Origin of the sequence: Streptomyces sp. NPDC126503 (assembly GCF_040302405.1) — a bacterium.
Taxonomy (GTDB): domain Bacteria; phylum Actinomycetota; class Actinomycetes; order Streptomycetales; family Streptomycetaceae; genus Streptomyces; species Streptomyces gulbargensis.
The window spans coordinates 51,054-70,870 of record NZ_JBEORS010000019.1; the positions used below are offsets into that span (position 1 = coordinate 51,054).

General features: G+C 73.0%; 19 protein-coding genes and 1 pseudogene. 12 read left to right on the forward strand and 8 right to left on the reverse strand.

The genetic code is table 11. The annotated features are described in order from the left end of the window. The first annotated feature begins 31 nt into the window (after window positions 1-31). From ABTY40_RS23055 to ABTY40_RS23065, 3 genes are read left to right on the forward strand one after another with little or no spacing between them, the layout of a single operon-like run. Window positions 32-1,483, forward strand: a complete 1,452-nt coding sequence (locus tag ABTY40_RS23055) for a menaquinone biosynthesis decarboxylase (RefSeq protein ID WP_352061258.1) — start codon at window positions 32-34, stop codon at window positions 1,481-1,483. Next, window positions 1,480-2,382 carry a menaquinone biosynthesis prenyltransferase MqnP gene (gene mqnP / locus ABTY40_RS23060; protein ID WP_352061259.1) on the forward strand — a complete coding sequence of 301 codons (903 nt, stop codon included), beginning with the start codon at window positions 1,480-1,482 and terminating at the stop codon, window positions 2,380-2,382. The genes ABTY40_RS23055 and mqnP overlap by 4 nt, the downstream gene beginning before the upstream one ends. A gap of 30 nt (window positions 2,383-2,412) precedes the next feature. Further along, a complete protein-coding gene (locus ABTY40_RS23065; RefSeq protein ID WP_352061260.1) occupies window positions 2,413-3,087 on the forward strand; it encodes a UbiX family flavin prenyltransferase in 675 nt (224 codons plus the stop codon). Here the strand turns inward: ABTY40_RS23065 and ABTY40_RS23070 are convergent. Further along, the gene (locus ABTY40_RS23070; protein WP_345287347.1) at window positions 3,084-3,221 is read right to left on the reverse strand and encodes a hypothetical protein; all 138 of its coding nucleotides are present in this window, start codon (window positions 3,219-3,221) and stop codon (window positions 3,084-3,086) included. The two genes, ABTY40_RS23065 and ABTY40_RS23070, sit on opposite strands and share 4 nt — an antisense overlap. Window positions 3,222-3,334: 113 nt before the next feature. On the opposite strand from ABTY40_RS23070, the gene ABTY40_RS23075 reads away from it, so the two are divergent. Together ABTY40_RS23075 and mqnE are read left to right on the forward strand one after the other, a co-directional pair. Then, the gene (locus ABTY40_RS23075; RefSeq protein ID WP_031013392.1) at window positions 3,335-3,790 is read left to right on the forward strand and encodes an Lrp/AsnC family transcriptional regulator; all 456 of its coding nucleotides are present in this window, start codon (window positions 3,335-3,337) and stop codon (window positions 3,788-3,790) included. 50 nt (window positions 3,791-3,840) lie between these two features. Further along, on the forward strand, window positions 3,841-5,004 hold the full coding sequence (gene mqnE, locus ABTY40_RS23080) for an aminofutalosine synthase MqnE (RefSeq protein WP_352061261.1): 1,164 nt from the start codon (window positions 3,841-3,843) through the stop codon (window positions 5,002-5,004). 64 nt (window positions 5,005-5,068) lie between these two features. Here the strand turns inward: mqnE and ABTY40_RS23085 are convergent, their stop codons facing one another. Both ABTY40_RS23085 and ABTY40_RS23090 read right to left on the reverse strand, forming a co-directional pair. Then, entirely contained in the window at window positions 5,069-6,004 is a 936-nt protein-coding gene (locus ABTY40_RS23085) for an AraC family transcriptional regulator (protein ID WP_352061262.1), read from the reverse strand. Window positions 6,005-6,118: 114 nt separating this feature from the next. Beyond that, the gene (locus ABTY40_RS23090) at window positions 6,119-6,652 is read right to left on the reverse strand and encodes a GNAT family N-acetyltransferase (protein WP_352061263.1); all 534 of its coding nucleotides are present in this window, start codon (window positions 6,650-6,652) and stop codon (window positions 6,119-6,121) included. A 125-nt stretch (window positions 6,653-6,777) separates the two neighbouring features. Here ABTY40_RS23090 and ABTY40_RS23095 point away from each other — a divergent pair, with 125 nt between their 5' ends. From ABTY40_RS23095 to ABTY40_RS23110, 4 genes are all read left to right on the forward strand, one after another. Next, window positions 6,778-7,044: a DUF4229 domain-containing protein gene (locus ABTY40_RS23095; RefSeq protein WP_309053130.1), complete on the forward strand. Its 267-nt coding sequence runs from the start codon at window positions 6,778-6,780 to the stop codon at window positions 7,042-7,044. Between the two features lie 393 nt (window positions 7,045-7,437). Then, window positions 7,438-8,796: a dicarboxylate/amino acid:cation symporter gene (locus ABTY40_RS23100; protein ID WP_352061264.1), complete on the forward strand. Its 1,359-nt coding sequence runs from the start codon at window positions 7,438-7,440 to the stop codon at window positions 8,794-8,796. Window positions 8,797-8,885: 89 nt separating this feature from the next. After that, window positions 8,886-9,542: a TetR/AcrR family transcriptional regulator gene (locus ABTY40_RS23105; RefSeq protein WP_502990644.1), complete on the forward strand. Its 657-nt coding sequence runs from the start codon at window positions 8,886-8,888 to the stop codon at window positions 9,540-9,542. Between the two features lie 234 nt (window positions 9,543-9,776). Further along, window positions 9,777-11,660 carry an AMP-dependent synthetase/ligase gene (locus ABTY40_RS23110; protein ID WP_502990645.1) on the forward strand — a complete coding sequence of 628 codons (1,884 nt, stop codon included), beginning with the start codon at window positions 9,777-9,779 and terminating at the stop codon, window positions 11,658-11,660. A gap of 35 nt (window positions 11,661-11,695) precedes the next feature. Here ABTY40_RS23110 and ABTY40_RS23115 read toward each other — a convergent pair whose 3' ends face one another. From ABTY40_RS23115 to ABTY40_RS23130, 4 genes are all read right to left on the reverse strand, one after another. Next, window positions 11,696-11,944, reverse strand: coding sequence for an SCO4226 family nickel-binding protein (locus ABTY40_RS23115; RefSeq protein ID WP_352061265.1), 249 nt, complete (start codon window positions 11,942-11,944; stop codon window positions 11,696-11,698). A gap of 49 nt (window positions 11,945-11,993) precedes the next feature. Then, on the reverse strand, window positions 11,994-12,653 hold the full coding sequence (locus ABTY40_RS23120) for a pyridoxine/pyridoxamine 5'-phosphate oxidase (protein ID WP_352061266.1): 660 nt from the start codon (window positions 12,651-12,653) through the stop codon (window positions 11,994-11,996). 47 nt (window positions 12,654-12,700) lie between these two features. Continuing rightward, entirely contained in the window at window positions 12,701-13,228 is a 528-nt protein-coding gene (locus ABTY40_RS23125) for a hypothetical protein (protein ID WP_352061267.1), read from the reverse strand. Window positions 13,229-13,430: 202 nt separating this feature from the next. Beyond that, window positions 13,431-14,078: a TetR family transcriptional regulator gene (locus ABTY40_RS23130; RefSeq protein WP_352061268.1), complete on the reverse strand. Its 648-nt coding sequence runs from the start codon at window positions 14,076-14,078 to the stop codon at window positions 13,431-13,433. A 434-nt stretch (window positions 14,079-14,512) separates the two neighbouring features. Here ABTY40_RS23130 and ABTY40_RS23135 point away from each other — a divergent pair. Both ABTY40_RS23135 and afsK read left to right on the forward strand, forming a co-directional pair. Continuing rightward, window positions 14,513-15,283 (forward strand): annotated as a pseudogene (locus ABTY40_RS23135) (VOC family protein); the annotation flags it as partial. Between the two features lie 533 nt (window positions 15,284-15,816). Then, the gene (gene afsK, locus ABTY40_RS23140; protein ID WP_352061269.1) at window positions 15,817-18,294 is read left to right on the forward strand and encodes a protein serine/threonine kinase AfsK; all 2,478 of its coding nucleotides are present in this window, start codon (window positions 15,817-15,819) and stop codon (window positions 18,292-18,294) included. A 66-nt stretch (window positions 18,295-18,360) separates the two neighbouring features. On the opposite strand, the gene ABTY40_RS23145 is transcribed toward afsK, so the two are convergent. Next, window positions 18,361-19,041, reverse strand: a complete 681-nt coding sequence (locus ABTY40_RS23145; RefSeq protein WP_352061270.1) for a hypothetical protein — start codon at window positions 19,039-19,041, stop codon at window positions 18,361-18,363. 133 nt (window positions 19,042-19,174) lie between these two features. On the opposite strand from ABTY40_RS23145, the gene ABTY40_RS23150 reads away from it, so the two are divergent. Continuing rightward, window positions 19,175-19,756, forward strand: coding sequence for a hypothetical protein (locus ABTY40_RS23150; RefSeq protein WP_352061271.1), 582 nt, complete (start codon window positions 19,175-19,177; stop codon window positions 19,754-19,756). Window positions 19,757-19,817: the final 61 nt, after the last annotated feature.

Genomic DNA, 19,817 nt, shown 5'->3' on the forward strand with positions numbered 1-19,817 from the left:
CCAGGGTAGCCCGTGACCGATACTTGCCCCTATGGCTTACGACGATCTCCGCTCGCTGCTCAGGGCGCTGGAGCGCGAAGGCGACCTCAAGCGCATCAAGGCCGAAGTCGATCCGTACCTGGAGGTCGGGGAGATCGTCGACCGTGTGAACAAGGCGGGGGGTCCCGCGCTTCTCTTCGAGAACGTCAAGGGCTCCTCGATGCCGCTGGCGATGAACGTCTTCGGGACGGACCGCCGGCTGCTCAAGGCGCTCGGCCTTAAGTCGTACGGGGAGATCAGCGAGAAGATCGGCGGGCTGCTCAAGCCGGAGCTGCCGCACGGCTTCGTCGGGGTCCGCGAGGCCTTCGGCAAGCTGGGGTCGATGGTCCACGTGCCGCCGAAGAAGGTGAAGGACGCCCCCGTGCAGGAGGTGGTCCTCACCGGCGACGACGTCGACCTGGACGCGCTGCCGGCCCTCTTCACCTGGCCCAAGGACGGCGGCTCCTTCTTCAACCTGGGTCTCACCCACACCAAGCACCCCGAGACCGGCGTGCGGAACCTGGGGCTCTACCGGCTCCAGCGGCACGACCGGCGCACCATCGGCATGCACTGGCAGATCCACAAGGACAGCCGCAACCACTACGCGGTGGCCGCGGAGCGGGGCGAGCGGCTGCCGGTCGCGATCGCCTTCGGCTGCCCGCCGGCCGTCACGTACGCCTCCACGGCCCCGCTGCCCGGCGACATCGACGAGTACCTCTTCGCCGGCTTCGTGCAGGGCAAGCGGATCGAGATGGTCGACTGCAAGACCGTCCCGCTCCAGGTCCCGGCCCACGCGGAGGTCGTCGTCGAGGGCTGGCTGGAGCCGGGCGAGATGCTGCCCGAGGGCCCCTTCGGCGACCACACCGGCTTCTACACGCCGCAGGAGCCCTTCCCGGCGCTGAAGATCGACTGCGTCACGATGCGGAAGCGCCCGCTGCTCCAGTCGATCGTGGTCGGCCGGCCGCCGACGGAGGACGGGCCGCTGGGCCGGGCCACCGAGCGGTTCTTCCTGCCCCTGCTCAAGATCATCGTCCCGGACATCGTCGACTACCACCTGCCGGAGTCGGGCGGCTTCCACAACTGCGCGATCGTCTCGATCGACAAGAAGTACCCGAAGCACGCGCAGAAGGTCATGCACGCCATCTGGGGCGCGCACATGATGTCGCTGACCAAGCTGATCGTCGTGGTCGACAAGGACTGTGACGTCCACGACCTGCACGAGGTGGCCTGGCGGGCCCTCGGCAACACCGACTACGCCCGCGACCTGACGGTCGTCGAGGGCCCGGTGGACCACCTGGACCACGCCTCGTACCAGCAGTTCTGGGGCGGCAAGGCGGGCATCGACGCCACGAAGAAGCTCCCCGAGGAGGGCTACACCCGGGACGGCGGCTGGCCGGACATGGTGGAGTCGGACCCGGCGACCGCGGCCCTGGTGGACCGCCGCTGGAAGGAGTACGGGCTGTGACCTCGGCCGCCGTACCGGAGGCGCGGCCGGGGCGCACGCGCGCGTTCCTGAGGCTCGTGATGATCGAGCACTCGGTGTTCGCGCTGCCCTTCGCCTACATCGCCGCCCTCACCGCCATGTTCCAGCTGGACCGGAACGTCCACTGGGTCCGTCTGCTGCTCGTCACCGTCTGCATGGTGGGGCTGCGGACCTTCGCCATGGCGGTCAACCGGATCATCGACCGCGAGATCGACGCCCGCAATCCCCGCACGGCGGGCCGGGAGCTGGTCACCGGCGCCGTCTCGGTGCGCTCGGCGTGGACGGGCGCCCTGATCGCCCTGGTGGTCTTCCTGGGCACCGCGGCCCTGCTCAACCCGCTCTGCCTGGTGCTCGCCCCGGTCGCGGTGGTCCCGATGGTGGTCTACCCGTACGGGAAGCGCTTCACGAACTTCCCGCAGGTCATCCTCGGTCTCGCCCAGGCGATGGGGCCGATCGGCGGCTGGCTCGCGATCACCGGCACCTGGTCCTGGGAGGCGGTGATCCTCGGGCTCGCGGTCGGCGTGTGGATCGGCGGCTTCGACCTGATCTACGCCTGCCAGGACGTGGAGAGCGACCGGGAGACGGGCGTCGGCTCGGTCCCGGCCCGCTTCGGCGTGCCGGCGGCGATCCGGGCGGCGCGCGGCTCGGCGCTCGTCACCACCGGACTGCTCGTCTGGTACGCGCTGGCGACGGACGCCGGCGGGTTCTTCTGGGCCGGTCTCGTGATCGTCGCGGCGGCCTTCGCCTACGAGCACACGATCGTGAAGCCGCACGACCTGTCGCGTCTGAACCGGGCGTTCTTCACGGTGAACGGCTTCATCGGCATCGCCCTCTTCGTCTGCGCGCTGCTCGACCTGCTGGTGCGCGGGCTGACCCCGTAGTGCCGGCCGGCGGCGGATAGGCTCGACGGCATGAACGACGGCAAGCGCATTCCGTGGATCGTGGGGGTTTCCGGGGCGTCGGGGACGCCGTACGCCGCCGCGGTGCTCCGGGGGCTGCTGGCCGCGGGGGAGAGCGTCGACCTGGTGGTGTCGCGGGCCTCGCGGCTCACCCTGCTCGACGAGACGGGGCTGCCCTTCCGGGACGGGCACTGGCGCGAGGACCTGGCGGCCTGGCTGGCGCGCGGCGCCGACGGGAAGCCGGACGCCTTCGACGTCTCCGGCGCGCTGGACGGGGTGCGGTACTGGGCGGCGGGCGACCTGGCGGCGGGGCCGTCCTCGGGGTCGTACCCGTCCCGGGGGATGCTGATCGTGCCGGCCTCGACGGCGGCGGTGGCGGGCGTGGCGCTCGGGCTGTCGAAGGACCTGCTGCAGCGGGTGGCGAGCGTGACGCTGAAGGAGCGGCGGCCGCTGGTGGTCGCGGTGCGGGAGACCCCGCTGAACGGACAGACGCTGCGGCACATGGTGGCGCTGGACGAGGCGGGCGCCGTGGTGCTGCCCGCCTCTCCGGCGTTCTACGCGGGGGCGACGCACATCCAGGACCTGGTGGACTTCGTCGCCGGGCGGGTGCTGGACGCGGCAGGGGTGCCGCACCGGCTGTACCGCCGCTGGGAGGGAGAGCTGGGTGCCGCTCTCCGGGCTGATTAGCGCTTCTCGGCGCGCTTCTTCGCGGCGCGCTTCGAGGCGGCGGACGGCTGGTGGGCACGCGAGCGGTCGGCCAGCTCCTGCAGCTCGCGCATGCGGGCGTGGGCCATCTCGATCGTGTACACGGTGAACACCACTCCTGAAAGATCGCCTGAGATCGACTAAATGATTCACAGGGCACCAAGCCCTGTGTACCTTAGATTCTATACCCAAACTCGCGGTATCGCTGGACAATGGAAGGTTCCTCCCTATGGACGCCGTGGACAGGCAGCTCATCCAGGCCCTGCGCGAGAACGGCCGCGCCTCGTACGCCGAGCTCGGCCGGCTCGTCGGGCTCTCCGGCCCCTCCGTCACCGACCGCATCAACCGCCTGGAGGCGGCCGGCGTCATCACCGGCTACCGCGCCACCGTCGACGCCGCCTCGCTCGGCCTCGGCGTCACCGCCCTCATCGGCATCTCGCTCTCCGACGCCGCCGACCACGAGGACGTGGCCCGCCGTCTGAAGGACCTGGCCGAGATCGAGGACTGCTGGTTCATCGCCGGCGACGACTCCTTCATGCTGAAGGTCCGCGCCAACGACGTCGACGGGCTGGAGAAGACGATCCGCCGCCTCTCCGGCACCAAGGGCGTCTCCCGCACCCGCACCACGATCGTGCTCTCCACGAAGTGGGAGAACCGGGTCGGGGACCTGCCCGAAGAAGGCTGAGAGTACGGTGGGTGGAGCCTGATTCACGGAGATATGGGAGGCGGCCGGAGATGGACGCTGGGCTCAAGCGGGAGCTGGAGCAGAAGGTGCTCGCCGGTGAGCGGCTGAGCCGCGAGGACGGCATCGCGCTCTACGACTCCGACGACCTCGCCTGGCTCGGTGGTCTGGCCCACGAGGTCCGGACGCGCAAGAACGGCGACGTGGTGCACTTCAACGTCAACCGTCACCTCAACATGACGAACGTGTGCACCGCCTCCTGCGCCTACTGCTCCTTCCAGCGCAAGCCGGGTGAGAAGGACGCGTACACCATGCGCATCGAGGAGGCCGTGCGCCTCGCGAAGGCGATGGAGAGCGAGAACCTCACCGAGCTGCACATCGTCAACGGGCTCCACCCGAACCTGCCCTGGCGGTACTACCCGCGCTCGCTCTCCGAGCTGAAGAAGGCGCTGCCGAACGTCTCCCTCAAGGCCTTCACCGCCACCGAGATCCACCACTTCGAGACCATCTCCGGGCTCTCCGCCTCCGAGATCCTCGACGAGCTGATCGAGGCGGGCCTGGAGTCGCTGACCGGCGGCGGTGCCGAGATCTTCGACTGGGAGGTCCGCCAGCACATCGTGGACCACCGCACGCACTGGGAGGACTGGTCCCGGATCCACCGGCTGGCCCACGAGAAGGGGCTCAAGACCCCGGCGACGATGCTCTACGGGCACATCGAGGAGCCGCGCCACCGCGTCGACCACGTGCTGCGGCTGCGGGAGCTCCAGGACGAGACCGGCGGCTTCCAGGTCTTCATCCCGCTGCGCTACCAGCACGACTTCGTGGACATGAAGGACGGCAAGGTCCGCAACAGGCTCCAGGCGCGCACCACGATGGCGACCGGGGCCGAGGCGCTGAAGACCTTCGCGGTCTCCCGCCTCCTCTTCGACAACGTGCCGCACGTCAAGGTCTTCTGGGTGATGCACGGCGTGCAGACCGCGCAGCTCGCGCTCCAGCACGGCGCCGACGACATGGACGGCTCGGTCGTCGAGTACAAGATCACGCACGACGCCGACAACTACGGCACGCCGAACAAGCTGACCCGCGAGGACCTGCTGGAGCTCATCCGGGACGCGGGCTTCCGGCCGGTCGAGCGGAACACCCGCTACGAGATCATCCGCGAGTACCCGGGCCCGGACGCGGAGCGCCGCGAGTCGCCGCAGCCGATGCGGGTCTGACACCGGCCGCGGGAAGGCCCGGTCCGCGCGTGGAAGGGCGGAGGGATTCCCCTCCGCCCTTCTCTCATGCCCCGGGCCTGCCCGGGGCGGTGTGCTCCACCGGGATCCACAGCTCCGCCGAGGCCGTCGCCCCGTCCGCCGAGGGCCGCACCGAGAGGATCTCCGGGCCGGGCCGGCCGGCGTAGGGGTTGGACGGGAACCACTGGGTGAAGACGTCCCGCCACAGGTACTGGAGGGTGTGCGGCAGGGGACCCTCGGCCTCGAAGACGGCCCAGGTCCCGGGCGCCACCTCGAGGCTCTCGTACGGGTCGGGGGCGCCGGGCCCGTCGTACGACGCGTCGGCGCCGGCTGTGCCGTCCGGCCCCGGGGCCGCGGGGCCGGTGATCACGCCGTACCAGTGGTCGACCTCGGTCCCCTCCTCGCGGCTGCCGGTGAGGTGGACGACGGCCGAGACGAGCCCGGCCGGTTCCCCGGCGGACAGGCGGGCGAGCCGGTCCAGGGCCGCGCGGCCGAGGCCCCGGATCTGGGCGGTGATCGCCGGGTTCTCGCCCTCGTGGACGATCGGGACCCGGGCCCTGCTGCCGGTGATCCGGAAGGCGTCCCTGGTGACGGTGCGGTACTTCATGCTGCTCTGCCCTTCGACGACGAGGCGGAAGGACATCCGGGGCTGGGCGCGCAGCGCGGCCCCCGTACGGCGGGCCTCACCGGGACCGGTGCCGTGCACCGCGCGGAACGCGCGGGCGAAGGCCTCCCCGGAGCCGTAGCCGTACCGGACCGCGATCTCCAGGAGCGTCCGCTCCCCGGCGAGCACCTCGGCGCCGGCGAGGGTGAGCCGCCGGCGCCGGACGTACTCCGACAGGGGCATCCCCGCCAGCGCCGAGAACAGGCGCCGGAAGTGGTATTCCGAGGTGGCCGCGATCCGGGCGAGGTCCGCGGGGGCGAGGTCGCCGTCGAGGTGCTCCTCGATGTGGTCGAGGGCCTCGTTGAAACGCTCCAGCACGTGACCGTCCGTCCTTCCTTCCGATGCGTCCACCGTAGGAAGGGCGGACGGGGCCGGACCCGACGATCCGTGCCCGGTCCTGTCGGGCCGGGCGGGGCCCTCGGCCCCCGGCGTTCAGCGCAGTTGCAGCAGCATGACGATGTCGTCCCGGTCGTCGCCGGGAGCCACCCGGATGGCGTCGGGGATGCGGCCGACCTCCTTGTACCCGGCCTTGGCGTAGAAGTGCTCCAGGCCGAGCCCGCCGCGGCAGGTCAGCCGGATCGCCTCGATCCCCTCGAAGCCCGGGGCGGTCCTCACCGTCCGCTCGACCGCCGCCATCAGGTCGAGGCCGTACCCCTTGCCCTGGTGCCGCGGGTGGACCATCAGCGTGTAGACCCACAGCCAGTGGGTCATCAGCCGGTGGGTGTTGAAGGTGAGGAAGGCGGTCGCGGCGACCCGGCCGTCCTCGTCGCGGCCGACGAGCAGGCGCGTACCGCCGTCGGCCATCGCCGCGAGGTGCTTGAGCAGGGACGGGCGGATCGCCTCCGGCGTCACCGGGGGGACGAAGCCGACCGCGCCGCCCGCGTTGGTGACGTCCGCCCAGAGGGCGAGGATGCCGTCGCGCAGGGCGGGATCGACGGCCGGGTCCACCTCGAAGGTAAGGGTCATAGAGCCATCGTACGTATTACCGCCGGGGGGCTCAAGGCCCCGGTCCCGGCCGGGGGGCCGCCCCGTGCTTCACTGGAGGACAGTCGTCCCGTAAGGGAAATCCCGGAACGAAAGAGTGAGCTGGCATGCTCCGCTACACGCTGATGCGCCTCGGCATCTTCGCCGGATGCTTCCTCGCCCTGTGGGGTCTCGTCTACGTGGGTGCGCTGCCTCGCGGCCTGGGCGACTCCAACCTGCTCTGGGTGCTCGTCCTCGCGATCGTGGTCTCCGCCCCGCTGAGCTTCGTGCTGCTGCGCGGCCAGCGGGAGGCGATGAGCGCCGAGATCGTGGAGAAGGTCGACCGGGCCAAGGGGCGCCTCGACGCCAACCGGTCCAGCGAGGACGCCCTCTAGCCGGGGACGCGCGCCACGCTCCCCTGTCCGTGTCGGGCGTATTAAAGAACTCGTAAGCTTCCTCACAGATCATCCACCCCAGGTGGTGCCCCTCCGGGCCCCCGCCTGGGGTTTTCTGCGTTTCGGAGGCGACGGGGCCCTTTCGCCTCCCAAAGCAGAGCTTTGAGGTTCTCAAAGTTCAAGTGTTAACGTGTGGGGCATGACGACAGCAGTGCGCCCCTCCCCCGCCGTGAGCGTCCCGCTCGTGGCGCGCCTGCACGTCGATCTGTGCCGCTGTATGTCCGCGGTCTGTTGCCGCGCGCTCTGACCCGGCATTCATGCAGCGGCCCGCGTGAGAACGCGTGTGTGTGCCGCACCCCCGTCCCGTATTTCCCCGATACGCACCTGTGGAGTGTGTCTGTGTCCGCGTCCGCGACCGAGCACGAGGTCAAGCCCTCGTCCCGGATACCCAAGGTCCCCTTCTGGGCCCAGATCATCGCCGGTCTCGTCCTCGGCGCCCTGCTCGGCTGGATCGCCCGCAGCCAGGACGTCTCCTGGCTCAAGGAGACCCTCGGCCAGGTCGGCGACATCTTCGTCCAGCTCCTGAAGCTGGCCGTCGCGCCGCTCGTCTTCTTCGCGATCCTGGTCTCGATCACCAACCTGCGGAAGGTGAACAACGCCGCCCGGCTCGCCACCCGCACCCTGCTCTGGTTCATGATCACCTCGCTGATCGCGGTCGCCATCGGCCTCGCGATCGGCCTGATCACCAACCCGGGCGCCGGCACCGGCCTGACCCCGCAGGACGGCAAGCTGCCCAAGCGCGAGGGTTCCTGGATCGACTTCCTCACCGGCATCGTGCCGACCGACGTCATCACGCCCTTCACCGAGCTGAACGTCCTCCAGATCGTCTTCATGGCCGCCGTCGCCGGCATCGCCGCCCTGAAGCTGGGCGACAGGGCCAAGCCGATCCTCACCCTCTCCGAGTCGGTCCTCGAACTGCTCCAGAAGGCCCTGTGGTGGGTCATCCGGCTCGCCCCGCTCGGCACCGTCGGCCTCATCGGCTTCGCCATCGCCGACTACGGCTGGGACCTCATCGGCAAGTACGCGACCTTCACCGCCGACATCTACATCGGCTGCGCCCTGGTCCTCTTCGGCGTCTACCCGCTGCTGCTCGCCACGGTCGCCAAGGTCAACCCGCTCCCGTTCTTCAAGGGCGCCTGGCCCGCCATCCAGCTGGCCTTCGTCTCCCGCTCCTCGGTCGGCACCATGCCGGTCACCCAGAAGGTCACCGAGCGCCTCGGCGTCCCGAAGGAGTACGCCTCCTTCGCCGTCCCGTTCGGCGCCACCACCAAGATGGACGGCTGCGCCGCGATCTACCCGGCGCTCGCCGCGATCTTCATCGCGCAGATCTTCGGCGTCCAGCTCGGCATCGGCGACTACCTGCTCATCGCCTTCGTCTCCGTCATCGGCTCGGCGGCCACCGCCGGTCTGACCGGCGCGACGGTCATGCTGACGCTGACCCTCTCCACCCTGGGGCTCCCCCTGGAGGGCGTCGGCCTGCTCATGGCGATCGACCCGATCCTCGACATGGTCCGCACCGCCACGAACGTCGCGGGCCAGGCGCTGGTCCCGGTGATCGTCGCCGCCCGGGAGAAGATCCTCGACGTCACCGCGTACGAGAACGCGTCCTCGTCCCCGATCGACGACCTGGCCGGCGGCCCGGCCGGCGTCCGCGAGGCCGAGCAGAAGGTGTCGGTGCCGGTCACGGCCTGACCCGTCCCGTTCCACCCGCGCACCCCTCACGTGCCCCCTGCCCGCTCCGGGCAGGGGGCACGTAGGCTTCTGCGGGGCGGCGGACGATCATGGAAACGGGGCGGGAGAGCGTGGCGGGGACGAAGAGGCTGCCGCGGGCCGTGCGGGAACGGCAGATGCTGGACGCGGCCGTGACGTGCTTCGCGCGGCACGGGTACCAGACGGCGTCCATGGACGAGATCGCGGAGCTGGCCGGGGTGTCCAAGCCGCTCGTCTACCTCTACCTCCACTCCAAGGAGGACCTCTTCACCGCCTGCATCCGGCGCGAGGCCGAGGCGCTGCTCGCGGCGGTGGCCGAGGCCGTCGGGGATCCGGACGTACCGCCGGACGAGCGGTTGTGGGCGGGGCTGCTCGCCTTCTTCACCCACGCCGCGGACCACCCGGACGCGTGGGTGGTCCTCAGCCGGCAGGCCCGCACGCAGGGGGAGCCGTTCGCCACGGAGGCGGCCCGGATGCGGGACGAGATCGCGGCGTTCGTGGCGGGGCTGATCGGGGAGGCGGCGCGGGAGGCGCGCGACGGGGCCGCCATCACCGAACGGGACGTGACCGCGCTCGCGCAGGCCTTGGTCGGCTCGGCCGAGGCGCTCGCCGGCTGGGCGAACGAGACGCCGGGCGTGACGGCCCGCGAGGCGGCGGCGACACTCATGAACTTCGCGTGGGCGGGGCTGGGGAACCTCATGAAAGGCGAGCGCTGGTCTCGCCGTTGAGGCTTACCGCGCAGTAAGGTTACCGGCTAGTTCGGACGGACCACGTCTCCCGCTCCGGAACGACCGCCCCCGGAGCGACCGCTCCGCACGGGCACCGGGCACCTCCCGTGACCTCGGGACGTCCCGCGAGACCGGGCACCTCCGGAGCCCCGGAACACCGGGCGCCCCGCACCCCGTACCGACGCACGACCGCAGTGCACCACCTCAGTTCCCCCGAACACCGAGGAGCCGCACGTGTCCGTCGCCCCCGCCGCACCCGCGAGTGAACCGCCCGAGCCCCGCACCACCCTGATCGACGGCCGGGTACGGGAGGTCTCCGTCCCCGCCCTCGTGCCCCGCGTCCGGCGCGGCTCCCTCGCCGACCTCCCGTACGACAACGCCCGCCGGGACCCCGGGGCCGTCGCCTTCTCCCGCAAGGACCCCGAGGGCCGGTGGTACGACGTCACCGCCGCCCGCTTCGCCGCCGACGTCCACGCCGTCGCGAAGGGACTCGTCGCGCACGGCCTGCGCCCCGGCGACCGGCTCGCCCTGATGGCCCGCACCACCTACGAGTGGACCCTCCTCGACTTCGCCGCCTGGGCCGCCGGGCTGGTCACCGTCCCCGTGTACCCGACCTCCTCCGCCTTCCAGACCCGCTGGATCCTCCAGGACTCCGGGGCCGTCGGCTGTGTCGTCGAGGACGCGGCGCAGGCCCGCACGGTCACCGCCGAACGGCAGCGGCTGCCCGGCCTCGCCCACCTGTGGGTCCTCGGCGCGGGCGCCGTCGACCAGTTACGGCGGGCCGGCGCGCGGGTCGCCGACGAGACCGTCACCGCCCGGCGCGGCCTCCTCACCCCCGAGACGCTCGCCACCCTCGTCTACACCTCCGGCACCACCGGCCGCCCCAAGGGCTGCGCCCTCACCCACGCCAACTTCTTCGCCGAGGTCGACAACGCCGTCCGGCTCCTCCACCCCGTCTTCGTCCCGGGCGGCGGGGAGCCCGCCGCCACCCTCCTCTTCCTGCCGCTGTCGCACGTCTTCGGCCGGATGGTGGCCGTGGCCTGCGTCCGCGCCGGGGTCCGCGTCGGCCACGCGCCGTCCGTGGAGGGCGGCGGACTCCTCGACGACCTCGCCGCCGTCCGCCCCACCTTCCTCCTCGCCATCCCCTACGTCCTGGAGAAGGTCTTCCACACCGCCCGCGCCACCGCCGAACGCGACGGCCGGGCCGCCCTCTTCGACCGGGCCGCCCGCGTCGCCCGCCGCTACGGGCGCGCCACCGCGCCCCCGCTCACCCTGCGCGCGGCGCGGGCGCTGTACGACCCGCTGGTCTACCGCCGGATCAGGGGCGCGCTCGGCGGCCGGGTCCGGTACGTGATCAGCGGCGGCGCCCCGCTGGGCAGCCGGCTCGCCGAGTTCTTCGCCGGCGCGGGCATCGGGGTCGTCGAGGGGTACGGCCTCACGGAGACCACGGCCGCCGCCACCGTCACCCCGCCCGACCGGCCCCGCCCCGGCACCGTCGGCCTGCCCCTGCCGGGCACCGCCGTGCGGCTCGCCGACGACGGGGAGGTGTGGCTCAAGGGGCCCCACGTCTTCGCCGGGTACTGGGACGCCCAGCGGGGGACCGCCGTGCCGCACACCGACGACGGCTGGTTCCCCACCGGCGACCTGGGCTCCCTCGACGAGGACGGCTACCTGACGATCACCGGCCGCAAGAAGGACATCCTCGTCACCTCGGCCGGCAAGAACGTGGCGCCGGCCCCGCTGGAGGACTGGCTGCGCGCCCACCCGCTGGTCTCGCAGTGCGTGGTGCTGGGCGACCGGCGCCCGTACGTCACCGCCCTCGTCACCCTCGACCACGAGGCCCTGGCGCACTGGCGCCGGATGCGGGGCAAGGACCACCTGGCGCTGTGGGAACTGGCCCGGGACGAGGAACTGCTCGGCGTGGTGCAGCGGGCCGTGGACGACGCCAACCGGCTGGTCGCCCGGGCCGAGTCGATCCGCGCCTTCCGGGTCCTCACGGCCGAGTTCTCCGAGGCCTCCGGCCACCTGACGCCGTCCCTGAAACTCAAACGGCGGGCGGTGCTCCGGGACTTCGCGCGGGAGATCGGGGAGATGTACGGGGACCGGGGCACCCCCTGAGGGCACCCCGGGGCGGCTCCTTCGGACCGTCTCCCTCAGACGGACAGGGGCACCTCGTGGATCTCGTCGGCCGCGTGGCCGGTCCGCTGGTGGACCCGCTGCACGGCCTCGGCGGACGGGCCGGTCGACAGGCAGTAGACCGTGCCCGAGGACGGGTCCGCCCAGGCCCGCTCGAAGTGGACCCCTTCGTCCTTCTCGATGGCCAGATCGGCCTGGTGCGCCTCGTGCAGCTGGTCCGCCGTGATGCCCACCATGCCGTGGTGCACGTCCATGTACGTACCCATGGTTCTCACACCTCCACCTCCCATGGTGCGCCCCCCGGGCCCGGCCCGCTCAGGGCCAGAGCAGCTCCCGGACCCAGCCGCCGCCGTCCGGCTCGCGGCGGTAGCGCAGGCGGACGTGACGGCGCCGCTCGTCCCCCTGGAAGAACTCCACCTCGGCCGGCTCGACCACGTACAGGGTCCAGCTGGGCGCGTGGGCGGCGGGCTCCGCCTCCGCCCGCCGCCAGGCGGCCTCACTCGCCTCCGCCAGCGCCGCGGGCGAGTCCAGGACCTCGCTCTGCCGCCCGACCAGCGCGGACGCGAGCGCCCCGGTGGTCCGGGCGTGCAGATCCGCGTACGCCTCCTCGGCCGTCCCCACGGCCACCCGCCCCCGCACCCGCACCTGCCGCCCCTGGACCGGCCAGTAGAAACAGAGCCCCGCCTCGGGCCGGGCGGCGAGCTGACGCCCCTTGGCACTGCCGGCGTGCGAGGCGAAGTGCCAGCCCCGCCCGTCCACGTCGTGCAGCATCACGATCCGCACATCCGGCCGCCCGTCCTCCCCGGCCGTGGCGAGCGACATCGTGTGCGCCTCGCTCTGCCCGGCGTCCACGGCCGCCGTGAACCACTCGCGGAACAGCCCGATCGGTTCCTCCGGCGCCCCCGCCGGATCGAAGCCGGGCAACACGGTGTCCCAGACGCGCAGCGAGCGCAGGGCGTGACGGAAGTCGGTCATGGGGCCACGGTAGGGGACGGGGGGATGACGGGGCGTCGCGGACGCCGCTACAGCCGGTCCCCCGGTCCGGCCGGCGCCGGGGGATGCGTCCCGCCCCCGTCCTTGACGTCCTGGGCGCAGCCGCGCGGCTCGTAGGAGCGGTCGTTGGGGATCAGGAGCACCCCGGCGACCCGCTCGGGCCGCTCGACGGTGAGCCAGTCGTCGCCCCCGAGGGCGCCGTCCGGCAGGTGCCGGGCCCCGGACGCGTGGACCGTCAGGCACCCCAGCGCCACGCGCTTCGCGTCGACCGCGCAGGCGTCCACCGCGGGGCCGGAATGTTCGCCGGCGCCGTCGAAACGGTAGGTGAAGTGCACCCGGTCGCCCTCGGAGGGCGCCTGCGGGTGGGGCCGAAGGCGCCAGTCGACGACCTCGGCGGTCACGCCGGAACGCTGCCCGTACGTGTTCTCGACCCGCACGCTCACGCCGGCCTCACCGCGCTTCGCCGTCGTGTCGGCGCAGCCCCAGGAGGAGCAGCCCGACAAGGTGAGAAGGAGGAGAGCCGGCAGGGCGCCGGTGCGAAAACGCGCAGGGAACACTGAGGCGTCCTCCGGTCGGGGCAGGGCGGGGCAGTGTATCCCGGGTGCCGGCCCGGGCTCGGCGGGCGTCCGGAGGAGACCCCCCGAAACGGCGACGCCGGCGGCGGTCGCGTCGCTCACGGGGGAGCGGGGCGGGCCGCCGCCGGCGTCGGCGACAGGACGGGGGGACGGGAAGGCGGGGGTCAGGGGGAGGGAGGTACGGCTATCGGGTCGGCTTCTTTCCGGTGATGCCGAGGTGGACCAACAGGGCGAGGTTGGGCTTGAGTTCGGCCTGCTTCACGCCCCAGGTCTGGAAGCCCTTCTGGTGGCCGGCGACCGCGGCCAGCATCGCCACCAGGGAGCCGGCCATGGCGGCGGGGCTGACCTCCTTGTCGACCTTGCCCTTGGCCTGGAGCTCCTTCACCGCGTCCGTCAGGGAGTTGGTGACCGAGTTCAGGACCTTCATGCGGATCTTGTAGAACCGCTTGTCGCCCTCGGCGGCCCCGAGGTCCACGACGCGCAGGATGGCGTCGTGCCTGCGCCAGAAGTCCAGGAATCCTTCGACGAGTTCCTCGGCGGTCTGCCAGCCGGCCTTGCCGACCCAGGAGCGGCCGGAGACCAGTCCGGTCAACCCGGCGCCCTCCTTGGCCATTTCCTCCGCGATCTCGAGGACCGCGCCCTCGACGTCGGGGAAGTACTGGTAGAACGTCGCGGGCGAAGTGCCCGCCTTCCGGGCCACATCGATGACCTTGACGTCCCGGTAGGGAGAGGAGCTGAGCATCTCACCGAGGCAGTCGAGCAGCTTCTGCCGCGTCGCCTGACCGCGTCGTCCGGCCACGCGGCCGTCGACGGTGCGTACTTGTCCTGTCATGCCGTCAGCTTACCGAGGGGGCATCGGCGCGCTATTCGGCCGACTGCAAATGGGGTGCACCCCCCGCCGGACGGCGTTCGGGGAGGTCGGGGCGGGTGCGCGGAAGGGGGTGCGGGTGGTGTCGCCGGTCCTCCGGGGAGGTGGCCGGGCCGGTTCGCGGGTGGTGGGAAGGCGGTCCGAGGGCGGATCGGGGAGGGCGTCGGGACGGTCCGGGGGCGGTTCGGCGGGCGGGCCGGGGAGGGGGTGCCGGCCGGTGCGGAAACGGGGCCCCGGTCCCTCTCCGTACCCGAATAGGCTTATGAACAGCCTGTGGACAACTTCGGTGGACAACCCGGGCGCCCCAAGGGTTCCAGGGCCTCGAATCGGTCCTTTGTTCGCATATCGGGGTACGGAGGTGCCATGCGGGAGCGACCCCTCCGCCCTAGCGTGGTGCCATGGCCGTATTCCCTGAGGGCACCCCGTGCTGGGTGGACGCGCAGCTTCCCGACCTCGAGGCGGGCAAGCGGTTCTACGGAGAGCTCTTCGGCTGGACCTTCGACCCCGACCGGGACGAGGCCCTGCTCGACGGACGCCGGGTCGCCGGGCTGCTCCCCAAGCGGGACGGCCGCATGCCCACCACCTGGACGCTCTACCTCGCCACCCGGGACGCGGGCTCCCTCTCCGCCCGCGTCAAGGCGGCGGGCGGCCAGATGGTCATGGAGCCGTACCCCGTCGGGCCGTTCGGCGTCCTCGCCCTCGCCGCCGACCCCGGCGGCGCGGTCTTCGGCATCCGCCAGTCCGGTGACGACGACGGCTTCGAGCGGACCAACGAGCCGGGCACCTTCTGCTGGATGGAGGTCTACACCCGGCGCCCCGAGGCCGTGGACACCTTCTACGCCACCGTCTTCGGCTACCTGGGCCGCCAGGCCGACCCCGCCGAGGAGGGCAAGGAACCCGGCTTCGACTACCGCGTCTGGTCGCCGCCCGGTTCCCGTCCCGGCGACGACACCGCCTTCGGCGGGCGGGCGGTCATCACCGACGCCTTCCCCGCCGAGATGCCGGGGCACGTCCTCGTGTACTTCGCCGTCCGCGACTGCGACGAGGCCTGCGAGACCACCGTCCGCCTCGGCGGCCGGGTCGCCGAACCGGCCTTCGACACCCCCCACGGCCGGATCGCCGTGCTCCACGACAACCAGGGCGCGCGCTTCGCGGTCATCGCGGAACCCGCAGGATCCCCGACTCCGGGCCCGGAGACGGCCGCGCGCGACCGGAGCCCCGCGGACGACCTCACCGACCGGGACCCGGGCGACGAGGACCTCATGGACCGGGACCCGGGCGACGAGGACCTCATGGACCGAAGCGGTCCCCGCGGCCCCGGCGCGCGGGACCCCGAGGACCCCGGCCCCGGCCCCGTACCCGTCCCTGACGCCGATCGCCCCGGGCCCGTACCGGTCACGGACGCCGACCGTGACCCCGACGACCGTGACCAGGACACCGGGGAGGACCCCGGTTCCGGTGGGGGATCCGGGTCCGCCGGCCCCTCCGGAGAGAGCCCCTGGCCCCGGGACGAGGGCCTCACGCGGCGGCCTCCCGCCGTGTGAGGCACCTCCCCACACCGTCCGGTACGAGATGAGCCGTCCGCTCCGTATGACCTGTGACACCCCGATCCGCCCCCGGGTTCGCAACCAGGGCTCCGGACAGGAACAATCAGGGCCACGGGGCCGTACCCTCATGGCCCGTACGGGGAGGTGGCAGGCAAGTGGAACAGCTGACGCAGCACGACCCGAGACGCATCGGGCCCTTCGAGGTGCTGGGCCGGCTCGGCGCGGGCGGAATGGGCCTGGTCTATCTCGCGCGCTCGGCGTCCGGCCGGCGCGTGGCGATCAAGACCGTGCGCACGGAGCTGGCGGAGGACCAGCTGTTCCGGGTCAGGTTCACCCGCGAGGTCGAGGCCGCCCGGGCCGTCTCGGGCTTCTACACGGCCGCCGTGGTCGACGCCGACCCGCGCGCCGCCGTGCCCTGGCTCGCCACGGCCTACGTACCCGCCCCCTCGCTCGAAGAGATAGTGAACGAGTGCGGGCCGCTCCCGGCCCAGGCCGTCCGCTGGCTCGCCGCCGGCGTCGCGGAGGCCCTCCAGTCCATCCACGGGGCCGGTCTCGTCCACCGCGACCTCAAGCCCTCCAACGTCCTCGTCGTCGAGGACGGCCCCCGGGTGATCGACTTCGGCATCGCGTCCGGCGTCTCCAACACGCGCCTGACCATGACCAACGTCGCCGTCGGCACCCCGGCCTACATGTCGCCCGAGCAGGCCCGTGACTCGCGGAGCGTGACCGGCGCCAGCGACGTCTTCTCGCTCGGTTCCATGCTCGTCTTCGCCGCCACCGGACACGCGCCGTACCACGGTGCCAACCCGGTCGAGACGGTCTTCATGCTGCTCCGCGAAGGCCCCGACCTGGAGGGGCTGCCCGAGGAGCTGCGGCCGCTCATCGAGTCCTGCATGCAGATGGACGTCTCGCGGCGGCCCACCCCCGCCGACCTCCAGGCCCAGCTCGCCCCGCACCTCTTCGGTCCCGGCAGCGACGACAGCGGCACCGCCTCGGCGTGGCTGCCGCAGCGCGCCACCGCCATGATCGAGGCCCGGCGGGGCGGCCGTCCCACGGCCGCCCCGCCGCCGGTGCCGCCCGGCCCGCCGCGGCGTCCCGCCGACCGTTCCGGCGACCCGCGCTCCCCGGAGCCGGCCGTCGTCGGCGGCGGACGCCGCCCGGAACCCGCGCCGGTCGGCGGCGGCCGGCACGCCGGCCCCGCCGAGGAGGCCGCAGGACCCGTCCGCCTGGGCGGGACCACCGTGCCGATCGGCCCCGGGCCCCGGGTCGCCGACACGCGCGCCGCGCTCGCCGTGGGCCGGGGCGCCGACGCGGGCCCCGCCACCGGCTGGATCCGCCCGCCGATCGGCGGCCCGGGCGGCGCGGAGCCCGGCCCCGCGCCCGGCACCCGCCTGCCCGGCACGCCCGGCACCGGCTCCCCCGGCGCCCCGCCGCAGGGCGCGCAGCCCCACGGGCCCGGCGAGGCGGCCGCCCCGCCGGCGGAGCCCGGCCGCTGGCGCCCCTGGCGTTTCCGCATGTCGAACGACGTGTGGGGCACCCCGGTGGTCGACGGCGACCTCCTCTACGTCACCTCCTTCGAGGTCCACGCGCTGGACACGGCGAGCGGCCGCCGCCAGTTCAAGACACGGGACGTCGCCTGGTCGATGGCGGTCGCCGGGGGCCGTATCCACGCCTCCGACGGACCCACCCTGTACGCCCTCGACGCCGGCGACGGCAGCGAGCGCTGGCGGCTGCACACCGACGCGTGGGTGTACTCGCTCCAGGTCGACCGGGGCACGGTCGTCACCGGCACCCGGGGCGGTGGCGTCCAGGGCTGGGAAGCCTCCAACGGCGCCAAGCTGTGGGAGATCACCGGCGCGCAGACGGACTTCGAGACCCCGGAGGCGGGCCCGGCCGTGCACGGCGACACCGTGTACGTCTGGCGGAACGCCCGGCTCCAGGCCCTCGACGCCCGGACGGGCACCGAGCGCTGGTCGTACCCGGTGGGCGACGCCGCCTCCTGCGGCGGTGTGCCGGTCCGGGTGGCCCCGGCGGAGGACGGCTGTGTGTACGTCTCCGCCGGCACGCGGGTCCTGTGCGTCGACATCGCCGCCGGGCACGTCCGCTGGCACTTCGAGGCGCCCGCCGTCTTCCTGTCGCCGCCCGCGTTCGCGCCCGGGCCGGCCGTCACGGGCGGCGGCGTGTACCTGGCCGACCACCTCGGCACGGTGTACGCGATCGACGCCACCACCGGCCAGGACCGCTGGCGGATCGCCACGGAGGCGCGCCAGTCGACCGAACCGGTGCTCGTGGCCGACGGCAACATCCACGTGGGCAGCGGCAGCGCGCTCTACACCCTGGACGCGGTGACCGGCACCCCGAGGTGGCGTTTCGCGGCGGGCGGCGAACTCGTCGGTTCCCCGGTCGTCGCCGACGGCCGGGTCCACTTCGGCTCCGCCGACCACGTCCTCTACACCCTGGACGCGACGGGCGGTCAGCTGCGCTGGAAGCTCGCCACCGGCGGCGAGATCACCGGCTCGCCGGTCGCGAAGGACGGTGTCGTGTACGCGTGCAGCAAGGACCGCTGCGTGTACGCCCTGGACGCGGTCAAGGGCACGGCCACGGCGGGGCGGGGCGCGGCCCCGCGCCCGTAGGGGAACCCCTGGGGTCCGCCCGTGGGGAACCTCCCCTGAGGGGGCGGGGCCACCGGTCGCGGGCCCTCAGGGGTTGTTCCACCGGTCGCGGTCGGGGGGCCGTTCGCGGCCGTCCGGGTCCGGGACGTCGTACGACCGGGTCGGGGCGTCGTACGGGGGCGCGCCCCGGTCGTACCCCTCGTTTCCGCCGTACCCGCCCCTGTCCGCGTGCGGGTCCGTATCCCCGGCCGGGTCCCTGTCCCGGACCGGCTCCTCCGGGGGCGGTCCGACGGGCGGGCCCCGGTGGGTCGTGTGCCCCGGGGGCGTCGACACCTCCTCGGGGGCCCGGCGCGAGCGGGCTCTGCCCGCCATCAGCAGGGCGCCGAGGAGCAGCAGCACCCCGCCCAGGAGCGCGAGGGCGACGCCGGTGCCCAGGCCGTCGCCGTCCGGTCCCACCGCGAGGCCGTCCTCGGCCTGCCCCACCCGCACCATCCACAGAACGGTGAAGCCGAGCACGACGAGACCCGCGAGGGCCACGAGCAGGCGGGAACGCAGGACGACACCCACGAGGGTGAGGAGTGCGGCGAAGGCGAGCGGCAGCAGGACCGAGCCGATGACCTCGGCCTTGGTGTCGGTGATGCCCGCGAACAGGTCCTCGATCCGGTAGTCGCGCCCGTGACGGCCGTCGTACCAGGCACGGAAGGGGCTCCAGACGGCGGCCGTCGCTCCGGCGAGGGCCAGGATCGAGCCGACGACGTTTCGGATCATCGGCGGCCTCCTTCGGGTCCGGCTCTCCTTCCCGACGCTACGCCGCCGTCCGGGGCCCCGCCACGCGGCGTCCGGCCCCCTCGCTAGGGTGGCGCGGACACGACAGAACGACGGGCAGGACGGGGAAACGGCGATGGCACGGACGCGCCTGAAACTCGCGGCGGCGCTCACGGTGGTGGTCCTCGCGCTCACTGGCTTCCAGACCGGCAAGGGCGGCAGCGGCGGCAGCGGGAAGAGCAGGGGCGGCGACTCCGACGGCGGTGGCTGCTCCAGCTCCCGCAAGTCCAACAGCGACTGGGGCGACAACGGGGGCGGCTCCGGTTCGGACGACGTCCAGGGCAACGACTCCGGCTCCGGCTCGGACGCGAACCCGACAGAGCCGGCGCCCACCGGCACGGCGACCACGGGCACGGCCCGCGCGACGGCCGAGGTGATCGACTGCGTGCAGCCCGCCCGGAAGCGGAGCAAGGGCAAGCCCGCCCGCGCCGCCGACACGACGGGCGTCGTCCGCGTCACGCCGGCGGACTGGACGGTCAAGGGAACCTTCGAGGTCCGGGTGGAGTACAAGGACGCCCGGGGCGCGACGGTCGACGGCTGGACGGTCGACGTCACCCTGGGGGACGGGGGCCCGGAGACCGTCGACGTGTTCATGCGCAAGCCGAAGGCGGTCGACCGGGTACGGAGCTGTGTGGTCGCGGAGGTCCGCGAGCGCTGACGGGAACCGGTGGAAGCGGGCTCAAAGTTCCTCTGCACAAGCGGAGTTGAGCCGCCGCGGT